We start from the raw sequence: 21,354 nt of genomic DNA on the forward strand, positions 1-21,354 counted from the left end.
GAAACGTTCGTAATCGTCGTCATGCGGTCCACGCTATGGCGGGCGCGGGAGCGCATGCGCCGCAGGCGCGAGTCTCGACCGCTGGAACGCGAGCCATGAAGGGGCCGTGAACACGCGGCGCCGCAGGCGCTGCGAATCGACACAGCGTTCAGCGCACGCGGGTCGGTTTCGTTCGCGCGCGCAGGAACTGCTGGATCGCGTGGTTCACCGGCTCGGGGTGGGTCATCGTCACCGCGAGTCGGGCTTCGGCGATTTCGATGAAGGTGGCGCCGGACAGCCCGTGGGCCAGTTCCTGGGCGCGCTCGCGGTCCATGCCGCTGTGGGTGGGGTGGATCACCAAAGCGGGGCAAGCGATTTCGCGGAGGCGGTCCAGTACCGAATCCCGGCTGAGCAGGCAGCCCGCCGCCACCTCGATGCCGCGGCGGTCGCGCACCAGCCAGCGTTGGGTCCAGATCGAGCGGTACCACTCGTCGTCGCCGATCAGCCAGGAAGCCAGCTGGTGCACGGCTCGTTCGCGGGAGCCGTCGTCGTACCACTCGTCGAGGAATTTCTGCGTCGCGGTGGACTGCTCCGGGGTGGGACCATGTGCTTCGGTGCTGATCAGGATCAGCGCGGAGACGCGTTCCGGTGCGATCAACGCGGTGCGCAGCGCCGTGAAACCCCCCTGCGCGGTGCCGCCGACGACGGCCCGCTCGGCGCCGAGATGATCCAGGACGGTCAGCGCGTCCCTGGCCGCGGTCCAATAGGTGAAGGGTAGGCCCTCGTCCCTGGTGCGGCCGTGGCCGCGGGCATCCCAGGAGACGATCCGGAATTCCGGTGCGAGAGCGGCCGTTTGGGCGGCGAACATGGTGCGGTCCATGAGGAACTCGTGCGCCAGCAGTACCACCGGGCCGTCCCCGCCGCTGTCCTCGTAGTGGATGTCGGCATCGATCGCGCGGGCGAAGGGCACGAGCAGAAGGATAACCAGCGAGCCGGGCCGCGGGTGACGATTCGGGCGGTCGGCTCGCCTCCCACACGGTGCCGCTGTGCCGATGATTCGCTCGTTTCGCCGCTCACTAAACTGGGCGAGTGGCACAAACCCAGAGACCGGTCCTCGTCGTCGACTTCGGAGCACAGTACGCCCAGCTGATCGCGCGGCGGGTTCGCGAGTCGAGCGTGTACTCGGAGGTGGTTCCGCACACCGCGACGGTGGAGGAGATCGCCGACAAGCAGCCGCTCGCGGTGATCCTGTCCGGTGGTCCGGCCAGCGTGTACGCCGAGGGCGCGCCGCGGCTGGATCCGCGGTTGTTCGATCTGGGGCTGCCGGTCTTCGGCATCTGCTACGGCTTCCAGGCGATGGCCCAGGCACTGGGTGGAACGGTCGCGCACACCGGCACCCGTGAGTACGGACGCACCGAACTCAACATCGACGGTGGTTTGCTGCACGGCGGCCTGCCCACCATCCAGCCGGTGTGGATGAGCCACGGCGACGCGGTCACCGACGCGCCGGAGGGCTTCGAGGTCACCGGCACAAGCGCGGGCGCGCCGGTCGCCGCCTTCGAGGATCGCGCGCGCCGGTTGGCCGGTGTGCAGTACCACCCGGAAGTGCTGCATTCGCCGCACGGGCAGCAGGTGCTGAGCCGGTTCCTGCACGAACTCGCAGGCATCCCCTCCACCTGGACTCCGGCGAACATCGCCGATTCGCTGATCGCCTCGGTACGCGAGCAAATCGGTGACAAACACGCGATCTGCGGACTGTCCGGTGGGGTGGACAGCGCCGTCGCCGCCGCCCTGGTGCAGCGCGCCATCGGTGACCGGTTGACGTGTGTGTTCGTCGACCACGGCCTGCTGCGGGCGGGCGAGCGGGAGCAGGTGCAGCAGGATTTCGTCGCCGCGACCGGCGCCAAACTGGTGACCGTCGACGCGGTGGACAAGTTCCTCGGCGAGTTGAAGGGTGTGACCGATCCCGAGGAGAAGCGCAAGATCATCGGGCGGGAGTTCATCCGTTCCTTCGAGGACGCGGTGGGCGAGGCGGTGCTCGAGCACGGTGCGGCCGACGGCGAGACGCCGAAGGTCGAGTTCCTGGTGCAGGGCACGCTCTACCCGGACGTCGTGGAGTCCGGCGGCGGCAGCGGCACCGCGAACATCAAGAGTCATCACAATGTCGGCGGTCTGCCCGACGATCTGGAGTTCGAACTCGTAGAACCGTTGCGGTTGCTGTTCAAGGACGAGGTCCGCGCGGTCGGACGCGAGCTTGGGCTGCCGGAGGAAATCGTCGCTCGCCAGCCCTTCCCCGGTCCCGGTCTCGCCATCCGCATCGTCGGTGAAGTCACCGCCGACCGGTTGGAGACGCTGCGCAAGGCCGACGCCATCGCCCGCGAGGAACTGACGGCGGCCGGTCTGGACGCCCAGATCTGGCAGTGCCCGGTCGTGCTGCTCGCGGAGGTCCGCAGCGTCGGCGTGCAGGGCGACGGCCGCACCTACGGACACCCGATCGTGCTGCGCCCGGTCTCCAGCGAGGACGCCATGACCGCCGACTGGACCCGGTTGCCCTACGAGGTGCTGGAACGCATCTCCACCCGCATCACCAACGAGGTGGCGGAGGTCAATCGCGTGGTCTTGGACGTGACCAGCAAGCCGCCGGGCACCATCGAGTGGGAGTGAACTCCCGGCCGCCCAGCGGGCGGTGACTACTCGCCGCCGTCATCGCGTGCGAGATCAGCGGGGGCGGTGGAAAGCGCTGTACAGGATCACGCGGCCCAGAAGTACGCCGTTCGTGATGCCGGGTCTGGGATCGGGCGGTGTGGTCCGGGTGGTGGGTGGCGTCTGATCGGCGGGTTCGTCGCGCTTCATGCGGTTGTCCTGTCGTAGGAATGCGGCCCGGCTACGGCGGCGGTGGCTCGGGGCTGAACGCGAAACGGCCCGTCCAAGTGGACGGGCCGCACGCTCATCGTCGTCTGCGGGGGGAGATCACCAGCACGATGCCGATGACGATGGCGGCGAGCACGACGATCCAACCGATCGAGATCATGCCGGCCGCGGGCCAGGACGCCGGGCCGACGAAAGCCCACACGCTGATCGCGAGGGACAGCAGTCCCGCGATGAGCAGCGAGGCGGCGGGGCCGCGGCGGGAGTCGGTCGTCTCCTTCTTCTCGTTCTCAGCCACGCTGCACCTCCACGTTGCCGACGCGGACGTCGACGTTCAGATCGAGCACCGGCGCGCCGGGAGTACCGGGACCACTGATGCCCTCGGGGCAGAGGGCCTCGGCCATCGTCGCCGTGCACGTGGTGCGGACGGTCATGTCGGCGGGCAGCAGGATGTGGGCTTCGCCCATCCGGACGTCGATGTCCACGGTGCGGTTCTCGGTCAGTTTCAGCGACCGCAGGTCCAGCGTGCCGGTGCCCATGGTCAGCTTGTAGTTCTGGGCCAGATCGGCGGCGGAGGCGGGCGCCCAGGTGCGGTCGCCCAGTTGATCGGATTCGATCGGACCGATCGCGGAGGCGAGCAGGACGAACCCGGCGAGCGGCGCGGTGAGCACGAGCAAGCCGTAGCCGCGCCGCAGGAACGCGCCGACCACCAGGCCGAGGCCGATCACGGCCAGCGCCGCCGCGGCGATCCGGCCGGGGGTCATCCATTCCGCGCCCGAGGCCGCCGCCGCACCGGCACCCGCCGCCGCGAGGATGGCCAGGCCGATCACCACCGGCGTGAGGCGCGAGCGCGGACGCTTCTGCGGCGGGGCGACGACGGTGCGGGCCGGGGTGGGCTCCGGCAGGTCCCAGGCGAGTGGAGCTACGCCGAGCGGATCCCAGGACGGCGGGGTCGGGCCGCCGATGATCGCGGGCTGAGCGGCCGCGGGGCCACGCGAGCTCGGAGCGCGGCCCGGGGCCGGAGCGTCTTTGCCGAGTGAGATCGCAGCGTCGGACGATGACGGTCTCGTGCCTGGTCCGCTTTCGGCTCGATCGTCATGAGCCGAGTCCGATCCGGCCGAATCGGCTCGGTCGGTGTGAGTCGTGTCCGATCCGGCTCCGCCGACCGAATCGATCCGGCCGCTGCCGACCGCCGCCGGGCCGTCTTGATCACCGACCGTGGCGGGCGAATCGGGCTGATCGGTGACCTGAGCGTCGGTTTCTCTCTCGTCGGCGACCGAACTCGTCGCTGATCCGGCAGCGGGCGCGGCGACGTTGTCCGGTACCACGGTCGCGTCATCGACGGCGGGCTTGTGCAGCGGGACCGTCGCGCCGTCCGCCGCAGGCGCGGACGTCTCCGGGACGTAGGAATCCGGCAGTTTGGTGTACGGCGTGTACACGGCGGTCGGCGGCACGTACAGATCACCGACCGTCCGGGTCGCTCCTTGCGGGAAGACCGCGCCGGGGTAGCCGGTGGCGTTGATTCCGCTCTCCGGGGCGAATCCGCCGAACACTTCGGTGGTCCCGGGTGGCGGGTTGGGGGTGCGCAGGTGCAGCATCCACCAGCCCGCCAGCATCAGGGCGAGGCTGATCAGGCCGGATCCGCCGAGACCGACACCGACCGGTCCCATCGTGCTGACCGCGATGGCCAGCGCCACGATCAACACGATGGTCTTGGTCTGCGACTGCGAGCTGTGGCCTTTGCCGACCAGCGACTCGGCCGCGGATGCCTGGTCGCCCGCCGCGCTCAGCAGTAGCCAGGCCAGCAGGTAGAGCACGATGCCCGCGCCGCCGAAGATCGTCGAGACGACGAACGCGACCCGGACCAGCACCGGATCGATCTCGTAGCGGCGCGCGAACCCCGCCGCGACGCCCGCGACGGGCCCCTGCTGCGGCAATCGGATCGGCCGGGTCTGCCATATCTGCTGGACCTGGTCGCCGAAGCTCGTTTTCGTCATGTTTCCCATGGTGTGCCGATCCGTGAATCGGCGCATCGGGGGGAACCCTGAAAACAGCCTGAACACTTTGGACCGATCCACCGATGCAGCAAACTTTCAGCTATGCACGGGTTCGATCGGGCCCGGCCGCGTCCGCCCTGGTCGGCGCGGGTGTGGTCGAGCAAGCGAGATCAGGGTGAATCCCGATGCTGGCAGCTTCGTCGCCGTGCCAGTATCGAAGACATGTACCCGTCTGTTCCCGCGTTCGACACCCGGGGGTTCGACGCTGCACGTGGGCTGGGTCCCGCGCCCGCGCCGGTCCCATGGCCGCCGCAGGCGCGGATCTTCCGCCGGTCGGGCGGCCGGGTCGTCGGCGGAGTGGCGGGCGGTCTGGCCGACCATCTCGGCGTCGACGTGTTCAAGGTGCGGATGGCGTTCGTGCTGCTGTCCGCGCTGGCCGGGGCGGGCATCGTCGCGTACGGGCTGCTGTGGATCTTCACGCCCGGTGGGTCGGATCAGGCGAAACCCTCCGGTACGGAGCGGCGGCAGGCGATCGGGCTCGCGATGCTCGGGCTCGGGCTCGCGATCGCCGTGTCCTGGGTGTTCAGCGGGACCGCGGCGAAGGTGATCGCGCCGATCATCGTGGTGGCGGTCGGCGCGGCGCTGGTGTGGCGGGAGTACGACGTCGACGGGCCGCGTTCGCTGCTCGGGCTGCCCGCGCGTCCATCGGTGGTCACCTGGTCGCGCATCGTCGCCGGTGCGACGCTGATCGTGGCCGGTCTGGGTGTGGTGGTGCTGGCCAGGATCAATTTGAGCTCGATCGGATCGGCGCTGCTGGCGGTGGCGGTCACGCTGATCGGTGCGGGACTGCTGACGGTTCCGCTGTGGCTGCGCATGATGCGCGCGCTGAACGCCGAGCGCGCCGCCCGCATCCGCAACGAGGAACGTGAGGAGATCGCCTCGCACCTGCACGATTCCGTGCTCCAGACACTCGCGCTCATCCAGCGTCAGGCCGACGACCCGCAGGAAGTGCTGCGGTTGGCCCGCAGCCAGGAGCGGGAACTGCGGAAATGGCTGTTCGAGGATTCCGGGCCCGCGCAGTCGAGCTTGGCCGCGGCCCTGCGGACCATCGCGGGCGAGGTGGAGGACCAGCACGGCGTGAAGGTGGCGCCGGTGACCGTCGGCGACGTATCGATGGACGTCGACGGCTCCGGATCGGGTCTGCCGAAGGAACACTTCACCGCCCTGCTCGGCGCGAGCAGGGAAGCGCTGGTCAACGCCGCGAAGCACGCGGGTGTCCCGGAGATCGATCTGTTCGCCGAGGTCGAGCCGCATCAGGTGAGCATCTTCGTCCGTGACCGCGGCTCCGGCTTCGACCTCGCGTCCGTGCCGGAGGATCGTCGCGGCCTGGCGAAGTCCATTCGCGGCCGGATCGAGCGCCGCGGCGGCCAGGTGGACATCCTGTCGACGCCGGGTCGCGGCACCGAGGTCCGAATCACCATGCCGCGGACCGATTCCGGCTGCGCCCCCTTGGACGAAGAGCCCGCTCCGGCCGCCCACTAGGCACGCGTTCCGCACCTGCCAGGACGAGACAGGCGTGTGGGGGACGAGTGTGGTACGGGTTGGGGGTCAAGGGTCGGTTAGGAGAAGTAGGTGACCGTGCGGGTCTTTCTCGTCGATGATCACGCCGTTTTTCGGTCGGGTGTGCGTGCTGAATTGAGCCGGGAGGCGGACATGGAGGTGGTCGGTGAGGCCGGCGGGGTCGCGGAGGCGGTAGCCGGGATCAATGCCGAGCGACCGGACGTCGTCCTGCTCGACGTGCACATGCCCGACGGCGGTGGGGTGGCGGTGCTGGCGGGTATCGAGCCGGGGCCGGTGTGCCTGGCGCTGAGCGTGTCCGACGCGGCCGAGGACGTGATCGCGGTGATCCGGGCCGGGGCCAGAGGGTATGTCACCAAGACGATTTCGGGAGTCGAGCTGGCCGACGGCATCCGCCGGGTGGCGGGCGGCGATGCGGTCTTCAGCCCGCGCTTGGCCGGTTTCGTCCTGGACTCGTTCACCGGGAGGTCCCCGGTACCCGAGCCGCCCTTGGATCCCGAACTCGACTCCCTGACCCCGCGTGAGCTCGAGGTCCTGCGCCTGCTCGCGCGCGGCTACACGTACCGCGAGATCGCCGAATCACTCTTCATCTCGGTCAAAACCGTGGAGACGCACGCCTCCAACGTCCTGCGCAAGACCCAGCAGTCCAACCGCAACGCCCTGACCCGATGGGCCCACCGCCGCCGCATCGACTGACTGCCGTTCGGCTCCGGGTGCCCGGACGTCAGAGGACTGCGACGATGATCCCGATGATGATGACCAGGCCGATCAGCAGGCCGACGGCGATGGCCAGGGGGGCGTTGCCGGGCTGAGAATTCCTGGTGCGCTGCGGGGGCGTGGCCGCGGCCGCTCCCGCGAGGTTGCGGTGCGGGCGGGGGAGCGGCGTGGAGTGCTGGCTGCGGATCCCGGATGCCGAATTGCGCGCGGCCCAGAACGGGATGGTTCCGTCCTCGGTGCGGACGGGCGCGCCCAGAATGTACGGTCCGGTGCCGGGACCGAAAGCGGCGGTGAGGATTTCGTCGCGCGCCTCGGCCATGGTTGGGCGGCGCTGCGGCGCGGGCTCCATCATGTGCAGCAGCGCCTGGGTGAGCATGCCGCTGCGGGTCGGCGGGATGATCTGCGCCATGGCGGCGCGGTGCACGATGACGTCGCTGTCCTCGTCGAAGCCGTACGGCGGCTGTCCTTCGATCGCGGTGTAGAGCGTGGCGCCCAGGGAGAACACGTCGCTGGCCTTGGTCGGTTGCGCTCCGCGCGCGACCTCGGGGGGCAGGTAGGAGGGGGTGCCGGTGATCACGCCGTCCGGTTCGTCGAGCAGGTCGCCCGCGCCGCTGGAGATGCCGAAGTCGCTGAGTTTCGCCATGCCCACGCCGGTGCCACGGTCGGCGACGAGGATGTTGCCCGGCTTGATATCCCGGTGCACGATGCCGACCGCGTGCGCGGCGGCCAGCGCGTCGGCGACCTGGGCGCCGATCTGCGCGACCTCGATCGGCGGCAGCGTATCGACCAGCGCGAGCGCCTTCGCGACACTGCGCGACGGCAGGTGCTCCATCACCAGCCAGGGCTCACCGGCCTCGAGCACCACGTCGTACACGGCGATCGCGTGGTCGTGCGAGAGTTTCGCGGCGACCCGGCCCTCGTGCATGATCTGGTTGCGGACCGCCTCGGCTTCGGCCTCATCGAGCCCGGCCGTGGTGAGCACCTGCTTGATCGCGACGTCCCGGTCGAGCAGGCGGTCGTGCGCCAGCCATACCGCGCCCATGCCGCCGCCACCCAGCTTCGACTGGAGGCGGTAGCGGCCTGCGACGAGATATTGGGGGCCGACAGTAGGACGAGCGCGTTCGGTCACGGGTGCAGGGTAGCGGAAAATGGGGCTAGCTGGCCTGATTCGTGTTCGCGCATAGGCGGACATGAGGCACTGGTATGTGTCACGCCCGCTCTCGGTTCGAATGTGTGCCCCACACCATACCGATGAACCGGTGCCGGGCGTGGTAGCCGGGCGCGCGCCGGATCCGGTCCCGATGCGTCTTGCGGCGGGGCAGGGGGAAGCTGCGGCGAGGTTGCCCGGCGGCGGTCGCCGGGCGGAACCGACGGCCAGGCGGCCTCGCCTGCGGAGGGCGCCGCGGGTGCGAAACGAGGGTTGTCGCGGATCGCTCGCACTCCATCTCGTGTCGACACCCGCGTGCTGGGCCTGCACAGATTCCACTCGAAGCCGGATCGGACCCGCGTGACCGCGACACGAGGCTGCCGAACCCTTGACGGAAACCCGGGGGTCGGTTTCTACTGTGTCGGTATCGAACGTATATTCGATACGAATCGATAGCTGAATCGGTGCTGGCGCTCAATGGAGGGTCGCTCCGCATGCTTCGCCTCGGGTCCATCGCGGGAAGTAGGTGGTTGAGATGGGTTCGGATGCGATCTCGCAGGGAGGGGTGAATCGGGGCGCGCCGGCGCGACGCGGTGGTGGGCGGGAAGGTGCCCCATCCCTCACTGAGCTGCGTAGCCGCATGGCTGCGGTGCCGGGTCGCGGTGAATCGGCAGCACAGCGGGCTCCGCTCGGAGACGGGGCGCGCCGAGCGGCATTGCCGGTGCCCACAGCTCTCGCACCGTTGTTGCCGGATGGTGGCTTGGTCAAGGGCTCCGTGGTGGCGTACACGGGAGCGAGTTCGTTGCTGGCCGGTCTGCTCGCCGCTGTGACCGAGGGCGGTGGGCACGCCGCGGTGGTGGGCATGCCCCGGCTCGGTCTGCTCGCCGCGGTGGAGATGGGGGCGCAGTTGCGGCGGCTGGCCGTGATCGCCGATCCCGGCCCCGACCCGGTGGAAGTGGCCGCGGTGCTGCTCGACGGGCTCGATCTGGTCGTACTCGGACTCGGGGGCGCCGCCGTCGCGCCCGCTCGCAGCCGGGTGATCGCCGCCCGCGCCCGCAACAAGGGCGCCACCCTGGTGGTCGCCGACGGTCGCTGGCCCGGCGCGTCCCTCCAGCTCGATGCCCGCATCGCGGGGTATGCCGGTCTCGGCCGCGGGCGCGGACGCTTGCGTTCGCTCGGTTTGACGGTCGAAGTGCGCGGCAAGGCGGGACCGCCACGGCGTGGGCGGCTGGATTTGTGCCCGAATGCGGGGCGCGTGGAATGGGTGCTGCGCGAAAAGGCGGCTCCGCCGGTCGAAGCCGTCGACACACAGGAGGCGGTGTCGTGAGTGCCGCGGCCCGCGGTGCGGCGCCGTGATCCGGCCGGGAGCCAAGCGGGTGCTCGCCCTGTGGTGCCCGGACTGGCCCGCGGTCGCCGCGGCGGCGGTGGCAGGCCTGCCCGCGACACGGCCGGTGGCGGTGCTGTTCGCCAACCGGGTGGTGGCCTGTTCGGCGATCGCGCGAGCCGAAGGGGTGCGCCGCGGTTTGAAGCGCAGGGAGGCGCAGGCACGCTGCCCCGAGCTGTTCCTCGCGCAACAGGATCAGGATCGGGACGCGCGACTGTTCGAACCGCTGGTCGCCGCGGTGGCAGCGACGGTGCCCGGTGTGGAGGTGCTGCGCCCCGGCCTGCTCGTGCTCGGCGCGCGCGGCGCGGCGCGGTTCTTCGGATCCGAGGAGGCGGCAGCCGAGCGCCTGGTCGACGCGGTGGCAGCAGCCGGGGCGGAAGCGCAGATCGGGATCGCCGACGAGCTGTCCACGGCGGTGATCGCCGCCCGCCGCGCCGCGATCGTGCCCGCGGGGGAGGGGGCACGGTTTCTCGCACCGCTACCGGTGGGGGAACTCGCGGTCGAACCGAGCCTGGCCGCCCCGGAACGCGCCGATCTGGTCGATCTGCTGCACCGCTTGGGGCTACGCAGGATCGGCGATTTCGCCGTGCTCTCCGCGGCGGAGGTCGCCTCCCGGTTCGGCACCGACGCCGTGCTCGCGCATCGCTGTGCCAGGGCCGAGCCGGAGCGTCCGCCGTCCGCGCGGCAGCCACCGCCGGATCTGGTGGTGGAGTACCGCTGTGATCCGCCGATCGAGCGGGTAGACGCGGCCGCCTTCGCCGGTCGCCTGCTCGCCACCCGGCTGCACAGCGCGCTCGCGGATGCCGGGCTGGCCTGCACCAGGCTTTCGGTGTACGCGGAAACTGCGGCGGGGGAACATCTTTCGCGAATCTGGCGCTGCGCCGAGCCGCTCACGCCGGAGGGCACGGCGGATCGGGTGCGCTGGCAGCTGGACGGCTGGCTCACCCGGCGCGACGGTGCGCGGCCCACCGCGCCGATCACTGTGCTGCGGCTGGAACCGGTCGAGGTGGTCACGGCGGGCGCGCTGCAGCTCGGCTTGTGGGGCGGGGACGGGGAAGAGGACGAACGCGCCCGCCGCGCGCTCATCCGAGTGCAGGGTCTGCTCGGCGGGGAAGCGGTGCGTGTCGGCGTGCTGAGCGGCGGACGCGGCCCCGCCGAACGAATCACCATGGTCACGCTGGGTGACGAACTCGTCCCCGCCGCCGACCCCGCGCAGCCATGGCCGGGCCGGCTGCCCGAGCCCGCCCCCGCCGTGATCCTGATGAACCGTCCGCTGGTGCGACTGGAAGCCGCCGACGGCGCGCCCGTCAAGGTCACCGACCGCGCCCTGTTCGACGCCGACCCCGCGCTGTTGCGCTGGGGGAGCAAACAGTGGCGGCTCACCGGCTGGGCCGGCCCGTGGCCGGTGGACGAACGCTGGTGGGCCCCCGATGCGGACGACGCGGAATTCACTGCCCGCGCACAGGTCCAACTCGACGACGCCCCCGCCGCCAGCCGGGTGCTGCTGCTGGTCTATCACGACGAAACCTGGCACGCCGAAGGGATTTACGGCTGAGAGGCTTCATTCCGGGCGCGACCACACGGTCGCCAACGTGAACGGATGTCCGCGCAGGACGGCCCATTTCGGTTTGCGGGCCAGCCACGCGTCGTCGACCAGTGCCTCGGCTACCTCGGTGAGGACCCAGCCCGCGGCCAAACCGGCCGACAGGTGCTCGCTGACCAAGTGCAGGTGGGTGCTGATCGCCACCGGTTCGCCGGAAGGGTCGGTGTAGTGCGTCGGCATTCCGGAAACCATGATGAATTGCGGGTGGTAGCTGACCAGTACGCAGCGCGCGCCCGGTGCGGCCAGCCGCCACGCCTCCGCGTAGAACGGCGCCAGCTCCGGTAGGTGCTCATCGATCAGCGACGCGATCACCAGGTCGTAGGCGCCTTCCGGCAGACCGGTGGCTCGCACGTCCGCTCGGGTCAGCGTGGTGTGGGCGCCGCGCTCGGCCGCCAACGCCAGCATCCCCTGGCTCACGTCGACGCCGTCGATGTGCGGTATTCCGCGGTCTCGCAACCAGGTTCCGGTTCGCCCGGTGCCGCAGCCGAGGTCGGCCGCGCGCCGCACCCGGCCGAGGCCCAGCCGTAGTCGCCCGAGCAGAGCGAGATCCATCTCGTCCAGGACGGTCTGTTCGTAGGTGGGGGCCCAACCGTCGTACCCCGTGGCCACGTCGACGGTGCGGTAGTCGCGGCGATCGAAATCGGCGAAGGAGGGCATGCGGCGAGTATTGCTCCGAGTTCGCCCACGCGCCAGGGATTTTTCGCGCCGGTCGAAACACCAATGTGGGCAACGAACTTCGCGATGGCGCGGGTATCGGACCTGGTAAGTGCCGTTCGAACTGCGTTTTCGCCGTTGGGTGATCAGCGCTACACCACGCCGGGGGATGGCATGACTGCCGGTATCCTCCTATGTCGTGGATCTGACGCTTGGCCAGGTGACATTCGGAGACGTGCGGATCGCCTATCGGGATTCGGGGGTGGGCGCGGTCAGCGACATCCCTGTGCTGCTCGTGCACGGCATGGGCGGCGACGGGTACACCTGGGACCGGTTCGCGCGTGTTCTCGTCCGATCCGGACGTCGCGTGATCATCCCCGATCTCCGCGGACACGGCCGTAGCTCACACACCGATTCCTATCTCTTCGACGAGTTCGGCGACGATCTGCTGCGCCTGTGCGACCACCTGGAACTGCCCGTGGTGGATCTGGTCGGGCATTCGCTCGGCGGTTACGCGGTGTCGCGCGTCGCGCAGGAGCGCCCGGAACTGGTGCGCAGGCTGGTCATCGAGGAATGCCCGCTCCCGCTGCGGTCCGGCGCCGAGGAATTGCGCCTGACCCGCCGGTTTCCCACCGCGCCCGAACTGTGGCACGCCACTTCCAGCCTGGTCCGGCACCCGCGCGCGGTGCTCGCCTTCGACCGCTCCATGACGAAGACCGCGCTGGAGCAGTTCCGTAAGCCGAACCCGGAGTGGTGGGACCGACTCTCCGACATCACCGCGCCCACCTTGGTGTTGTGCGGCGGACCGGGCGGCATGGTCGATCCGGAGAAACTCGCCATCCTGCAAGAAAGCATCACCGACTGCACGGTGACCACCTTCACCTGCGGCCACAGCATCCACCGCGACCGCTACTTCGACTTCGCCGCAACCGTCCGCCCATTCCTGGCGGGTTGAACCGCGAGTGGCACATGGTTGTGCCGGTCACGGACGCCTTACCAGTGCGTGCCGGGGACCCAGCGGGCGGCGCGACGTAGGGCCGTGCCGGTGAGGCGGCGTGTGGTTGATCGGGGGCGGGGCTGGGGGTGTGGTTCGGCCGGTTCTTCGGGGGTGGTCGACTCGCCTTTGGCTGCGGGGGAGTCGGGTAGCGCGCGGTAGTAGCGGTGTAGGACGCGGTCGCGGATCTTCGGGGTGAGCAGCGCGCCGTATTCGGCGATGGTGCCCAAAGGCACGTCGATGCGCTTGGGCCGTTCGGTCAGGGCGCGCACGATGGTCGCGGCCGCCCACTCGGGCGACTCGGCGGGGCCCTGGTCGCCGCTCGGGGTGATCATGGGCGTGCGCACCAGCGGCATGTGGATGGTGGTGAACGTGACGCCGTCCGCCATGGTCTCGACGGCTGCCACCTCGGTGAACTTGTCCAGTGCCGCCTTGCTGGCCAGATATGCCGAGAACCGCGGCGTAGCCACCTGCACACCCGCGCTGCTGATATTGACGACGTGCCCGAACTTGCGTTCCCGCATCTGCGGCAGCAGGGCCAGCGTCAGCCGCAGCGCGCCGAAGTAGTTGACGGCCATGGTGCGTTCGAAGTCGTGCAACCGGTCGGTGGAGCGGTGGATGGCGCGGCGGATGGAGCGGCCGGCGTTGTTCACCAGCATGTCCACGTGACCGTGTTCGTCCAGGACGGTTTTGATCACCTGGTCGACGGAATCGGAATCGGTGATGTCGCAGGAATACCCGTAGGCCGAGCCGCCCGCCGCCCTGATCTCGTCGACGACCGCGGCGAGTTCCTCACCACGGCGCGCGAGCAGGAACACGGTGGCGCCCTTGCCTGCGACCGCGAGCGCGGCCGCCCGCCCGATCCCGGAGGATGCCCCGGTGATGAGGACATGCCGCCCGGTGAGGTCGCGGTTGTGGCGCCGGCGGCGGGCGGGCTCAGCGGGGGCGTCGGTCATCGCTGCTGCTCCTTTGCAGGTCTGGTGGTCATGAACTTACTCCAAAGTAAGTTCCCTGCCAAGTGCTCTAGGTCGCGTCCGGGATCGGCCGCCCCCGGTCGTCGCGGCGTGTCGCGCCCGGTGCGGCCTTTCGGGTCGAGAACCGCACGCGGCCTGGGGGTTTGCGAATGCGCGAAACGGATCGAACAACTCTCGAAACGTTCGAACATATGTGCGATACTCAGCGCATGTCGGACGATCGGATGGCGGAGGTGTTTGCCGCGGTGCGGCTCGGTGGCGTCGACCCCGCGGCGGGGCGACGGGCGTTGGAAAAGCTCTGGGACGAACTCGGCGAACACGGCGGGGTGTTGCAGCGCTGCGTGGTCGCACATCATCTCGCCGATCTCCAGGAGGAGCCCGCCGAGGCGCTGCGCTGGGATCAGCGCGCGCTGGCCGCGGTGTTCGGGCCCGGTGTGCCGCTCGATGAAGACCTGCGCGGCTTCTTGCCGTCGCTCTACTTGAACCTGGCCGACAGTCATCGCCGGGTCGGCGAGTTCGAAGTGGCCAGGATGCAGTTGGCCATCGCGCGCGGGCATCTCGACGTCCTCGCCTCCGATGCCTACGGCGCGCTCATCCGGACTCGTCTGAAAGGTGTCGAGGCCGCTCTGTCCGCCGGTTCCGTGGAGCGTCTCCGGGCGTCCTGACCTGCCTGTACATCGTCCGTCTTCGAATGTATGTTCGAGACGAGGAGGTGAGTCGTGGGCTGGGGAAACGGTCCGCCCAGCTGGGCGGAGATGGAGCGGGTGCTGTCCGGGCGGCCGAGCCCCGATGTGACGTATCCGGGCGACGGCGGCGACAGTCCGGCGTGGTCGCGTAAGCGCGGCGAGTACCGGCCCGAGCCGGTGCGCCCTGTCGATGAACCGACGGTCCCGTACGCGGAGCTGCACGCGCATTCGGCCTACAGCTTCCTGGACGGTGCGAGCCAGCCGGAGGAACTGGTGGAGGAGGCGGTGCGGCTCGGCCTGACGGCGATCGCGCTCACCGACCACGACGGCTTCTACGGCACCGTCCGTTTCGCCGAGGCGGCCAAGGAATGGGGCATGCCCACCGTCTTCGGAGCCGAACTGTCGCTCGGCACGGCACTCGAACCACACGTGCCGGGCGCCGTGCGCGGGCACGCCGCCGCCCCCGACTCGGCGCCGCGCACCGGCGCGCCGGACCCGGCCGGGCCGCACCTGCTGGTGCTGGCCCGCGGCCAAGAGGGCTACCGCAGGCTTTCCCGAGAGATCGCCGCCGCGCACATGGCCGCAGGGGAGAAGGGCATCCTGCGCTACGACCTCGACACGCTCACCGCGGCGGCCGAGGGGCACTGGCACATCCTGACCGGATGCCGAAAGGGTCACCTGCGCCAGGCGCTCGAACTCGACTCGCGCGCGGGCAGCACCCGGCTCGAGCGTTCGGAAGCCGCGTTGCGGGAACTCACCGACCGCTTCGGCGCCGATCGGGTGAGCGTGGAACTCACCCATCACGGCATCCCGGAGGACGACGAGCGCAATACGCATCTCATCGCCCTGGCCGATCGTCTCGGCCTCCCGGTGCTCGCCACCACCGGAGCGCATTTCGCCGCACCGAGCGGGCGTCGCCGAGCCATGGCGCTGGCGGCGATCCGGGCCAGGCAGAGCTTGGACGAGATAGCGGGCTGGCTGGCCCCTGCGGGCGGTGCGCACCTGCGGTCCGGGGCGGAGATGGCGCGGTTGTTCGCCGACTGCCCGCAGGCGGTGGCGAACGCGGCGGCCCTGGCTCGCGAATGCGCCTTCGACCTGCAGTTGATCGCTCCGAACCTGCCGCCCTTCGACGTGCCCGCCGGACACGACGAGCAGTCCTGGCTGCGCGAACTCGCCATGGCGGGCGCCGCGGCGCGCTACGGGACTCCCCAGGAGAACCCGGAGGCCTACCGGCAGATCGAGCACGAGCTCGCGGTGATCAACGACCTGGAATTCCCCGGTTACTTCCTGGTGGTGCACGACATCGTCAGCTTCTGCAAGGACAACGACATCCTCTGCCAGGGCCGCGGGTCGGCGGCCAACTCCGCGGTCTGCTACGCGATCGGCATCACCAATGTCGACCCGGTGCGCAACCACTTGCTGTTCGAGCGTTTCCTCTCCCCGGAGCGCGACGGCCCGCCGGACATCGACGTCGACATCGAATCCGATCGCAGAGAAGAGGCGATCCAACACGTCTACCGCAAGTACGGCCGCGAATACGCCGCGCAGGTGGCCAATGTGATCACCTATCGCGGCAAGTCCGCGGTGCGCGATGCCGCACGGGCGCTGGGTTTCTCGCCCGGCCAGCAGGACGCGTGGAGCAAGCAGGTGAGCCGCTGGACCGGCGTGGGCGCGGAGACGAACACCGACATCCCCGCCGAGGTGCTGGAACTGGCCGCCGATATCGAGGGGCTGCCGCGGCATCTCGGCATCCATTCCGGCGGCATGGTGATCTGCGACCGGCCGATCGCCGACGTCTGCCCGGTGGAATGGGCGCGCATGTCCGGCCGCAGCGTCCTGCAGTGGGACAAGGACGATTGCGCGGCCATCGATCTGGTGAAGTTCGACATGCTCGGCCTCGGCATGCTCTCCGCGCTGCACTACATGATCGACCTGGTGCGCGAGCACGAAGGCGAGACCGTCGAGCTGCACGCGCTCGACCTGGCCGAACCCGAGGTCTACGAGATGCTTTCGCGCGCGGACTCGGTCGGTGTCTTCCAGGTGGAGTCGCGTGCGCAGATGGCCACCCTGCCCCGGCTGCGCCCGCGCAGCTTCTACGACCTGGTGGTCGAGGTGGCGCTGATCCGCCCCGGCCCGATCCAGGGCGGGTCGGTGCATCCCTATATCCGCAGGCGCAACGGGGCCGAGGACGTCGTCTACGACCATCCGGCGCTGAAGAATTCGCTGGAACGCACGCTCGGCGTGCCGCTGTTCCAAGAGCAGCTCATGCAGATGGCCGTCGACGTCGCCGGATTCACCGCCGTGGAGGCCGATCAGCTGCGCCGCGCCATGGGCTCCAAGCGGTCACCGGAGCGCATGGAACGTCTCAAAGCGCGGCTCTACCAGGGCATGCGGGAGCGGCACGGCATCACCGGCGAGGTCGCCGACCGTATCTACGAGAAGCTCTACGCCTTCGCGAATTTCGGCTTTCCCGAGAGTCATTCGCAGAGCTTCGCCTCGATCGTCTACTACTCGGCCTGGTTCAAACTGCATCATCCCGCCGCCTTCTGCGCGGGTCTGCTGCGCGCCCAGCCGATGGGGTTCTACTCGCCGCAATCACTGGTCGCCGACGCGCGCAGGCACGGGGTCGTGGTGCACGGTCCCGACGTCAACGCCAGCCGCGCCGAGCCCACCCTCGAGGCGAAGGGCACCGAAGTGCGCCTCGGTCTCGCCGCGATCCGCCAGATCGGCGACGACCTCGCCGAGCGCATCGTCGCCGCCAGGGGTGAGCGACCCTACACGTCTTTCCTCGACCTGACCAGCCGGGTGGAACTCACTGTCGCGCAAGCGGAATCGCTCGCCACGGCGGGCGCGCTCGGCAGCCTGGGCAGCGCCCGCCGGGAAGCGCTCTGGGCGGCGGGCGCCGCCGCGGGTGAGCGCCCGGACCGGTTGCCCGGCACCGGCGCGTCCACCACCGCGCCCGTCCTGCCCGGGATGAGCGATCTGGAGACGGCCGCCGCCGACGTCTGGGCCACGGGCGTTTCGCCGGGCAGTTACCCGACGCAGTTCCTGCGCTCCCACCTGGACGCCCTCGGCGTCATACCCGCCTCCGGCCTGCGCACCGTGCCCGACGGCTCGCGGGTCCTGGTGGGCGGCGCGGTGACGCATCGGCAGCGTCCCGCGACCGCGGAGGGCATCACCTTTCTCAATCTGGAAGACGAAACCGGCATGGTGAACATCGTCTGCTCGCTGGGGCTGTGGCGGCGCTACCGGCGACTGGCCCAAGGCGCGGCCGCGCTGCTCATCCGCGGGCGGGTGCATAATGCCGAGGGCGTGGTCAGCGTGGTCGCCGAACATCTGCAGCGCATGGATCTGCGGATGGCGTCCAAATCGCGCGACTTCCGTTGAGCCGGTTGCTTTAAGGAAGTGTTAGAAGCGTTCTAGAGAACCGTTATGCGCGGCTTTTCGCGCAGTGCGAACGGCTACTGTGCCAGGCATGAGGAAGCTTGCTGTGCTGTGCGTCGGCGCGCTGGGGTTGATCTTGCTCACCGGCTGCGGTGACGACAACGCGGCACCCGCTCGGGATCGGACGCCGACGATCGTCACCGGGCCGGGACCCGCGGCTCCCGCGCTCGTGCCCCCGGGGCTGCACGAGCAGGCGCCGCCCAAGCGGGAGGACAACTCCGGCGCCGAACCGACGTCCACCCGCAAGGAGGTGGTCACCGGCAGCGTCGAGATCACCGCGGACGCGCCGGTCACCGCGGCGGGCACGATCATCGACCAGGTGCGCGCCGCGGGCGGCCGCGTCGACAGCCGCACCGAGCAGCCCGGCACCGACAACAACGAGCCAAGCGCCACGCTCGTCGTCCGGCTGCCCGCGGACAAGACCGACGCGTTCATCGCGGGCCTCGGCGGGGTCGGACAGATCACCCGGGTCACCACCAATCGCGACGACGTCACCATGCACTGGGAGGACCTGGACGCGCGGATCAAGGCACTGCAAGCCTCGGTCGACCGGCTGCGCGGACTCATCGCGGGCGCCACCACCACCTCCGACCTGATCGCCGCCGAGCAGGCGCTGTCCAGCCGCCAGGGTGAGCTGGACAGCCTCACCGCGCAGAAGCGCAGGCTCGACGACCAGGTCGCCCTGTCCACGCTGACCATCGACGTCACCACCGATCACAAGAACTCCGGCGACGACCCCGACAACTTCTGGGACGGCATCGTCTCCGGCTGGAACTCGCTGGTGGACTGGCTGCAGGACGCGATGGTGTTCAGCGGCAAAGCGATTCCGTGGCTGGGCTTCCTCGCGGTGGTAGCCGCCGTGCTGTGGGGGATCGTGCGCCTGGTGCGGCGGCGCAAGCCCACGCCTGGTGCGGGAGAATCGGCACCGGAGCCGGTGAGCAGCGCCTCGGATGGCGCGGAGACCAGCGCAGGAGGCAGGAGTGCCGACGGTGGTAAGGGCGACGATCAAGCCGAACAGCCGTAAGGGACCGCTGGTGGAGACCCTCGACGACGGGAGCCTGCAGCTGTACGTGCGGGCTCCCGCCGTCGAAGGCAAGGCCAACAAGGCCGCCATCGAGTTGCTCGCAGGCCACTACGGAGTCCCCAAGTCCGCCGTCCGGCTGACGGCGGGCGCGACCTCCCGCTTCAAACGATTCGAAATCGACGTGCCTTGATGTCGCCGCCGCAGCTCAAATGCCGCCGGGGAAGCCGAGTTGGCGCCATGCTTCGTAGACGGTCACCGCGGCCGCGTTGGAAAGGTTCATGGAGCGGCGGCCGGGCAGCATCGGGATGCGCAGCCGGTCGGTGATGCGCGGATCGGCCAGCACCTCCGCGGGCAGGCCGGTGGGTTCGGTGCCGAACAGCAGCACGTCGTTCTCGCGATAGGCCACGTCCGTGAACCGAGTGGTGCCCTGGGTGGTGAACGCGAAAACTCGCTCCGGGCGCAGTACCTCCCATGCCGCCGCCAGATTCGGGTGCACCGTCACCGACGCCAGATCGTGGTAGTCCAACCCGGCCCTGCGCAACTTCGGCTCCGACAGATCGAATCCCAACGGCTCGATCAGATGCAGATGACACCCGGTCCCCGCGACCAACCGGATCGCGTTGCCGGTATTCGGCGGAATGCACGGCTCATGGAACATCAGATGGAACACGACGCATCAGTCAACCAGGTCACCGGAGCCGTCCGCCCGCACCCCACACGAGTGGCACACCGCCGCGGGGAGTACTCGCGATTCGCCGCAGCCATGCGCCACTCGTCGACCACCGGACCGGTCTGCAAGAATCGGGAAGGTGACCGATGCCGATACGCCTATCGCCCGGGCCGGACGCCGCGGTTCGGGAGCGGAGTTCTTGCGTTCTCATCTGCCGATGGTCGTCGTGACGCTGGTCATCGTGGTGGCGGTGGTGTTCGTGGCGTCCGATCGTTGGCGGCGCGGGACGTTCTTCTTCGGCGGTGCGACGCTGCTGGCGGCGGCATTCCGGCTGTGCCTGCCGACTACCCGGGTGGGGCTGCTGGCGGTGCGCAGCAAGCCGTTCGACGTCGGCGCGCTGACGCTGCTGGGGTCGAGCATCCTGTTCCTCGCGGCCACGATCAACACGCTCGGCGTCGGCTGAGGGCGGGCGACCCAGCGATGGCAGGGTCGCCCTTGTGCTCAGCGGGCAGCGGCGAATCGCTCGGCGAAGACCGTCCGCTCGCGCGGACGACGCCCCGGGTGCGGAGGGGCGGCGTCGCTGTAGCCGATGGTGACCAGTACCGCGATGGCGAGATCTGCCCGGTCGCCGATACCGATGGCTTGCTTCACCGACTCCGCGTCCCAGCCGTTCATCGGCGCCGAGGCCAAGCCGAGCCCGGTCGCCGCGAGCATCGCGTAGGTGGCCGCGATCATCGCGTTCTTGACGGCGTTCTCCCGCAGCAGTCCGCGCTGTTCCAGCGCCAAATATTCGGCGCGTGTGTCGAACATGGCGGTGAACTCGGCGTTCCACGCGCCGTTGCGACCGGCTAGTTCGGCGATGTCGGCGTTGCGGTCTCGCCAGGCGGCGGCGTCGGCGACGAAGACCAGCACCACCGGCGCCTCCCTCGGCTGCGGCTGGCCGAACGCCGCCTCCGACAGCGCGGCGCGGCCGGATTCGCTGGTCACCACCACGATCGACCGGTCCTGCATATTCCATGCGCTCGGCGCTTGCATCGTCAGCTCGAGCAACTCTTCGATCAGTTCGGGCGCCACCGGGTCGGGGCGATAGTGCCGCACCGTGCGACGTCCACGGATCGCATCGGCTACCGAAAGTGTCTTTGTCTCCATATTTCTAACTATCGGAGAGTCACACTCCAATGGGAAGAAGGCACTATTTGGTGCGCTACACTCTAATAGGTGCCCACTTATATAGAAGGTTCCGGCCTACCCGCCGACGTGTACTCCGCGAAGTGCCCCACGCGGGAGATCCTCGACCACATCGCGGGGAAATGGACGGTCCTGATCATCGACGCGCTCGCCGACGGCACCATGCGCTACACCGATCTGCGCCACCGTATCGATGGTATCTCCCAGAAGATGCTGACGCAGACGTTGCGGCAACTGGAGAGCGACGGTTTCGTCACGCGCACAGTGCATCCCACGATCCCGCCACGAGTCGACTACACGCTGACAGAGCTGGGGCACAGTCTGCGCACGCCGATAGCGGCGCTGCGGGAGTGGATCGAAACCAACATCAACCGCATCGAAGCGGCGCGGCGAGCCGCAGCGCTCTGAGAGTGGACGGCATCACGGCGCGAGGTACCGATCAGTGCG

Annotated in this window: 21 protein-coding genes; 12 read left to right on the forward strand and 9 right to left on the reverse strand. The window is 69.5% G+C overall.

Going from position 1 to position 21,354, the window contains the following annotated elements; all coding sequences use genetic code 11:
- Window positions 1-148 precede the first annotated feature (148 nt).
- Window positions 149-949: an alpha/beta fold hydrolase gene (locus ABZW96_RS29745; RefSeq protein ID WP_355078982.1), complete on the reverse strand. Its 801-nt coding sequence runs from the start codon at window positions 947-949 to the stop codon at window positions 149-151.
- A 119-nt stretch (window positions 950-1,068) separates the two neighbouring features.
- Here ABZW96_RS29745 and guaA point away from each other — a divergent pair, with 119 nt between their 5' ends.
- Entirely contained in the window at window positions 1,069-2,643 is a 1,575-nt protein-coding gene (gene guaA, locus ABZW96_RS29750; RefSeq protein WP_355078984.1) for a glutamine-hydrolyzing GMP synthase, read from the forward strand.
- Window positions 2,644-2,697: 54 nt separating this feature from the next.
- Here the strand turns inward: guaA and ABZW96_RS29755 are convergent, their stop codons facing one another.
- The 3 genes from ABZW96_RS29755 to ABZW96_RS29765 form a co-directional block, all read right to left on the reverse strand.
- Window positions 2,698-2,832, reverse strand: a complete 135-nt coding sequence (locus tag ABZW96_RS29755; protein WP_355078986.1) for a hypothetical protein — start codon at window positions 2,830-2,832, stop codon at window positions 2,698-2,700.
- 94 nt (window positions 2,833-2,926) lie between these two features.
- A complete protein-coding gene (locus ABZW96_RS29760) occupies window positions 2,927-3,145 on the reverse strand; it encodes a hypothetical protein (protein WP_355078988.1) in 219 nt (72 codons plus the stop codon).
- A complete protein-coding gene (locus ABZW96_RS29765; RefSeq protein WP_355078990.1) occupies window positions 3,138-4,853 on the reverse strand; it encodes a PspC domain-containing protein in 1,716 nt (571 codons plus the stop codon). Before ABZW96_RS29765 ends, ABZW96_RS29760 begins: the two co-directional genes overlap by 8 nt.
- A gap of 213 nt (window positions 4,854-5,066) precedes the next feature.
- Between ABZW96_RS29765 and ABZW96_RS29770 the strand changes: the two genes are divergently transcribed.
- Together ABZW96_RS29770 and ABZW96_RS29775 are read left to right on the forward strand one after the other, a co-directional pair.
- Complete coding sequence (locus ABZW96_RS29770; protein ID WP_355078992.1) at window positions 5,067-6,386, forward strand: PspC domain-containing protein; 1,320 nt, start codon at window positions 5,067-5,069, stop codon at window positions 6,384-6,386.
- A gap of 96 nt (window positions 6,387-6,482) precedes the next feature.
- Window positions 6,483-7,118, forward strand: coding sequence for a response regulator transcription factor (locus ABZW96_RS29775; RefSeq protein WP_355079112.1), 636 nt, complete (start codon window positions 6,483-6,485; stop codon window positions 7,116-7,118).
- Between the two features lie 28 nt (window positions 7,119-7,146).
- Here the strand turns inward: ABZW96_RS29775 and ABZW96_RS29780 are convergent, their stop codons facing one another.
- Window positions 7,147-8,268: a serine/threonine-protein kinase gene (locus ABZW96_RS29780; protein WP_355078994.1), complete on the reverse strand. Its 1,122-nt coding sequence runs from the start codon at window positions 8,266-8,268 to the stop codon at window positions 7,147-7,149.
- A gap of 658 nt (window positions 8,269-8,926) precedes the next feature.
- Here ABZW96_RS29780 and ABZW96_RS29785 point away from each other — a divergent pair.
- Entirely contained in the window at window positions 8,927-9,613 is a 687-nt protein-coding gene (locus ABZW96_RS29785) for a hypothetical protein (RefSeq protein WP_355078996.1), read from the forward strand.
- 25 nt (window positions 9,614-9,638) lie between these two features.
- The gene (locus ABZW96_RS29790; protein ID WP_355078998.1) at window positions 9,639-11,225 is read left to right on the forward strand and encodes a DNA polymerase Y family protein; all 1,587 of its coding nucleotides are present in this window, start codon (window positions 9,639-9,641) and stop codon (window positions 11,223-11,225) included.
- Window positions 11,226-11,231: 6 nt separating this feature from the next.
- Here the strand turns inward: ABZW96_RS29790 and ABZW96_RS29795 are convergent, their stop codons facing one another.
- The gene (locus tag ABZW96_RS29795) at window positions 11,232-11,930 is read right to left on the reverse strand and encodes a class I SAM-dependent methyltransferase (RefSeq protein WP_355079000.1); all 699 of its coding nucleotides are present in this window, start codon (window positions 11,928-11,930) and stop codon (window positions 11,232-11,234) included.
- 196 nt (window positions 11,931-12,126) lie between these two features.
- On the opposite strand from ABZW96_RS29795, the gene ABZW96_RS29800 reads away from it, so the two are divergent.
- Entirely contained in the window at window positions 12,127-12,882 is a 756-nt protein-coding gene (locus tag ABZW96_RS29800) for an alpha/beta hydrolase (RefSeq protein WP_355079002.1), read from the forward strand.
- Between the two features lie 38 nt (window positions 12,883-12,920).
- Here the strand turns inward: ABZW96_RS29800 and ABZW96_RS29805 are convergent, their stop codons facing one another.
- Window positions 12,921-13,877, reverse strand: a complete 957-nt coding sequence (locus ABZW96_RS29805) for an SDR family NAD(P)-dependent oxidoreductase (protein WP_355079004.1) — start codon at window positions 13,875-13,877, stop codon at window positions 12,921-12,923.
- A 227-nt stretch (window positions 13,878-14,104) separates the two neighbouring features.
- Between ABZW96_RS29805 and ABZW96_RS29810 the strand changes: the two genes are divergently transcribed.
- The 4 genes from ABZW96_RS29810 to ABZW96_RS29825 all read left to right on the forward strand — a co-directional run bounded on the left by ABZW96_RS29810 (window position 14,105) and on the right by ABZW96_RS29825 (window position 19,239).
- Window positions 14,105-14,560, forward strand: a complete 456-nt coding sequence (locus ABZW96_RS29810) for a hypothetical protein (RefSeq protein WP_355079006.1) — start codon at window positions 14,105-14,107, stop codon at window positions 14,558-14,560.
- A 54-nt stretch (window positions 14,561-14,614) separates the two neighbouring features.
- Window positions 14,615-17,968 (forward strand): error-prone DNA polymerase, encoded by a 3,354-nt coding sequence (locus ABZW96_RS29815; RefSeq protein WP_355079008.1) that lies wholly within the window; start codon window positions 14,615-14,617, stop codon window positions 17,966-17,968.
- A gap of 88 nt (window positions 17,969-18,056) precedes the next feature.
- Window positions 18,057-19,049: a DUF4349 domain-containing protein gene (locus ABZW96_RS29820; protein WP_355079009.1), complete on the forward strand. Its 993-nt coding sequence runs from the start codon at window positions 18,057-18,059 to the stop codon at window positions 19,047-19,049.
- Window positions 19,006-19,239: a DUF167 domain-containing protein gene (locus ABZW96_RS29825; RefSeq protein WP_355079011.1), complete on the forward strand. Its 234-nt coding sequence runs from the start codon at window positions 19,006-19,008 to the stop codon at window positions 19,237-19,239. Before ABZW96_RS29820 ends, ABZW96_RS29825 begins: the two co-directional genes overlap by 44 nt.
- Before the next feature lie 15 nt (window positions 19,240-19,254).
- Here ABZW96_RS29825 and ABZW96_RS29830 read toward each other — a convergent pair whose 3' ends face one another.
- Complete coding sequence (locus tag ABZW96_RS29830; RefSeq protein WP_355079013.1) at window positions 19,255-19,719, reverse strand: tRNA (cytidine(34)-2'-O)-methyltransferase; 465 nt, start codon at window positions 19,717-19,719, stop codon at window positions 19,255-19,257.
- A gap of 217 nt (window positions 19,720-19,936) precedes the next feature.
- Here ABZW96_RS29830 and ABZW96_RS29835 point away from each other — a divergent pair, with 217 nt between their 5' ends.
- Entirely contained in the window at window positions 19,937-20,182 is a 246-nt protein-coding gene (locus ABZW96_RS29835; RefSeq protein WP_355079114.1) for a DUF3017 domain-containing protein, read from the forward strand.
- A 38-nt stretch (window positions 20,183-20,220) separates the two neighbouring features.
- On the opposite strand, the gene ABZW96_RS29840 is transcribed toward ABZW96_RS29835, so the two are convergent.
- Window positions 20,221-20,868, reverse strand: a complete 648-nt coding sequence (locus tag ABZW96_RS29840) for a nitroreductase family protein (protein ID WP_355079015.1) — start codon at window positions 20,866-20,868, stop codon at window positions 20,221-20,223.
- A gap of 69 nt (window positions 20,869-20,937) precedes the next feature.
- Here ABZW96_RS29840 and ABZW96_RS29845 point away from each other — a divergent pair, with 69 nt between their 5' ends.
- A complete protein-coding gene (locus tag ABZW96_RS29845) occupies window positions 20,938-21,315 on the forward strand; it encodes a helix-turn-helix domain-containing protein (protein ID WP_355079017.1) in 378 nt (125 codons plus the stop codon).
- The last annotated feature ends 39 nt before the right edge of the window (window positions 21,316-21,354 follow it).

This window comes from Nocardia sp. NPDC004168, assembly GCF_040610355.1.
Classification (GTDB): domain Bacteria; phylum Actinomycetota; class Actinomycetes; order Mycobacteriales; family Mycobacteriaceae; genus Nocardia; species Nocardia sichangensis.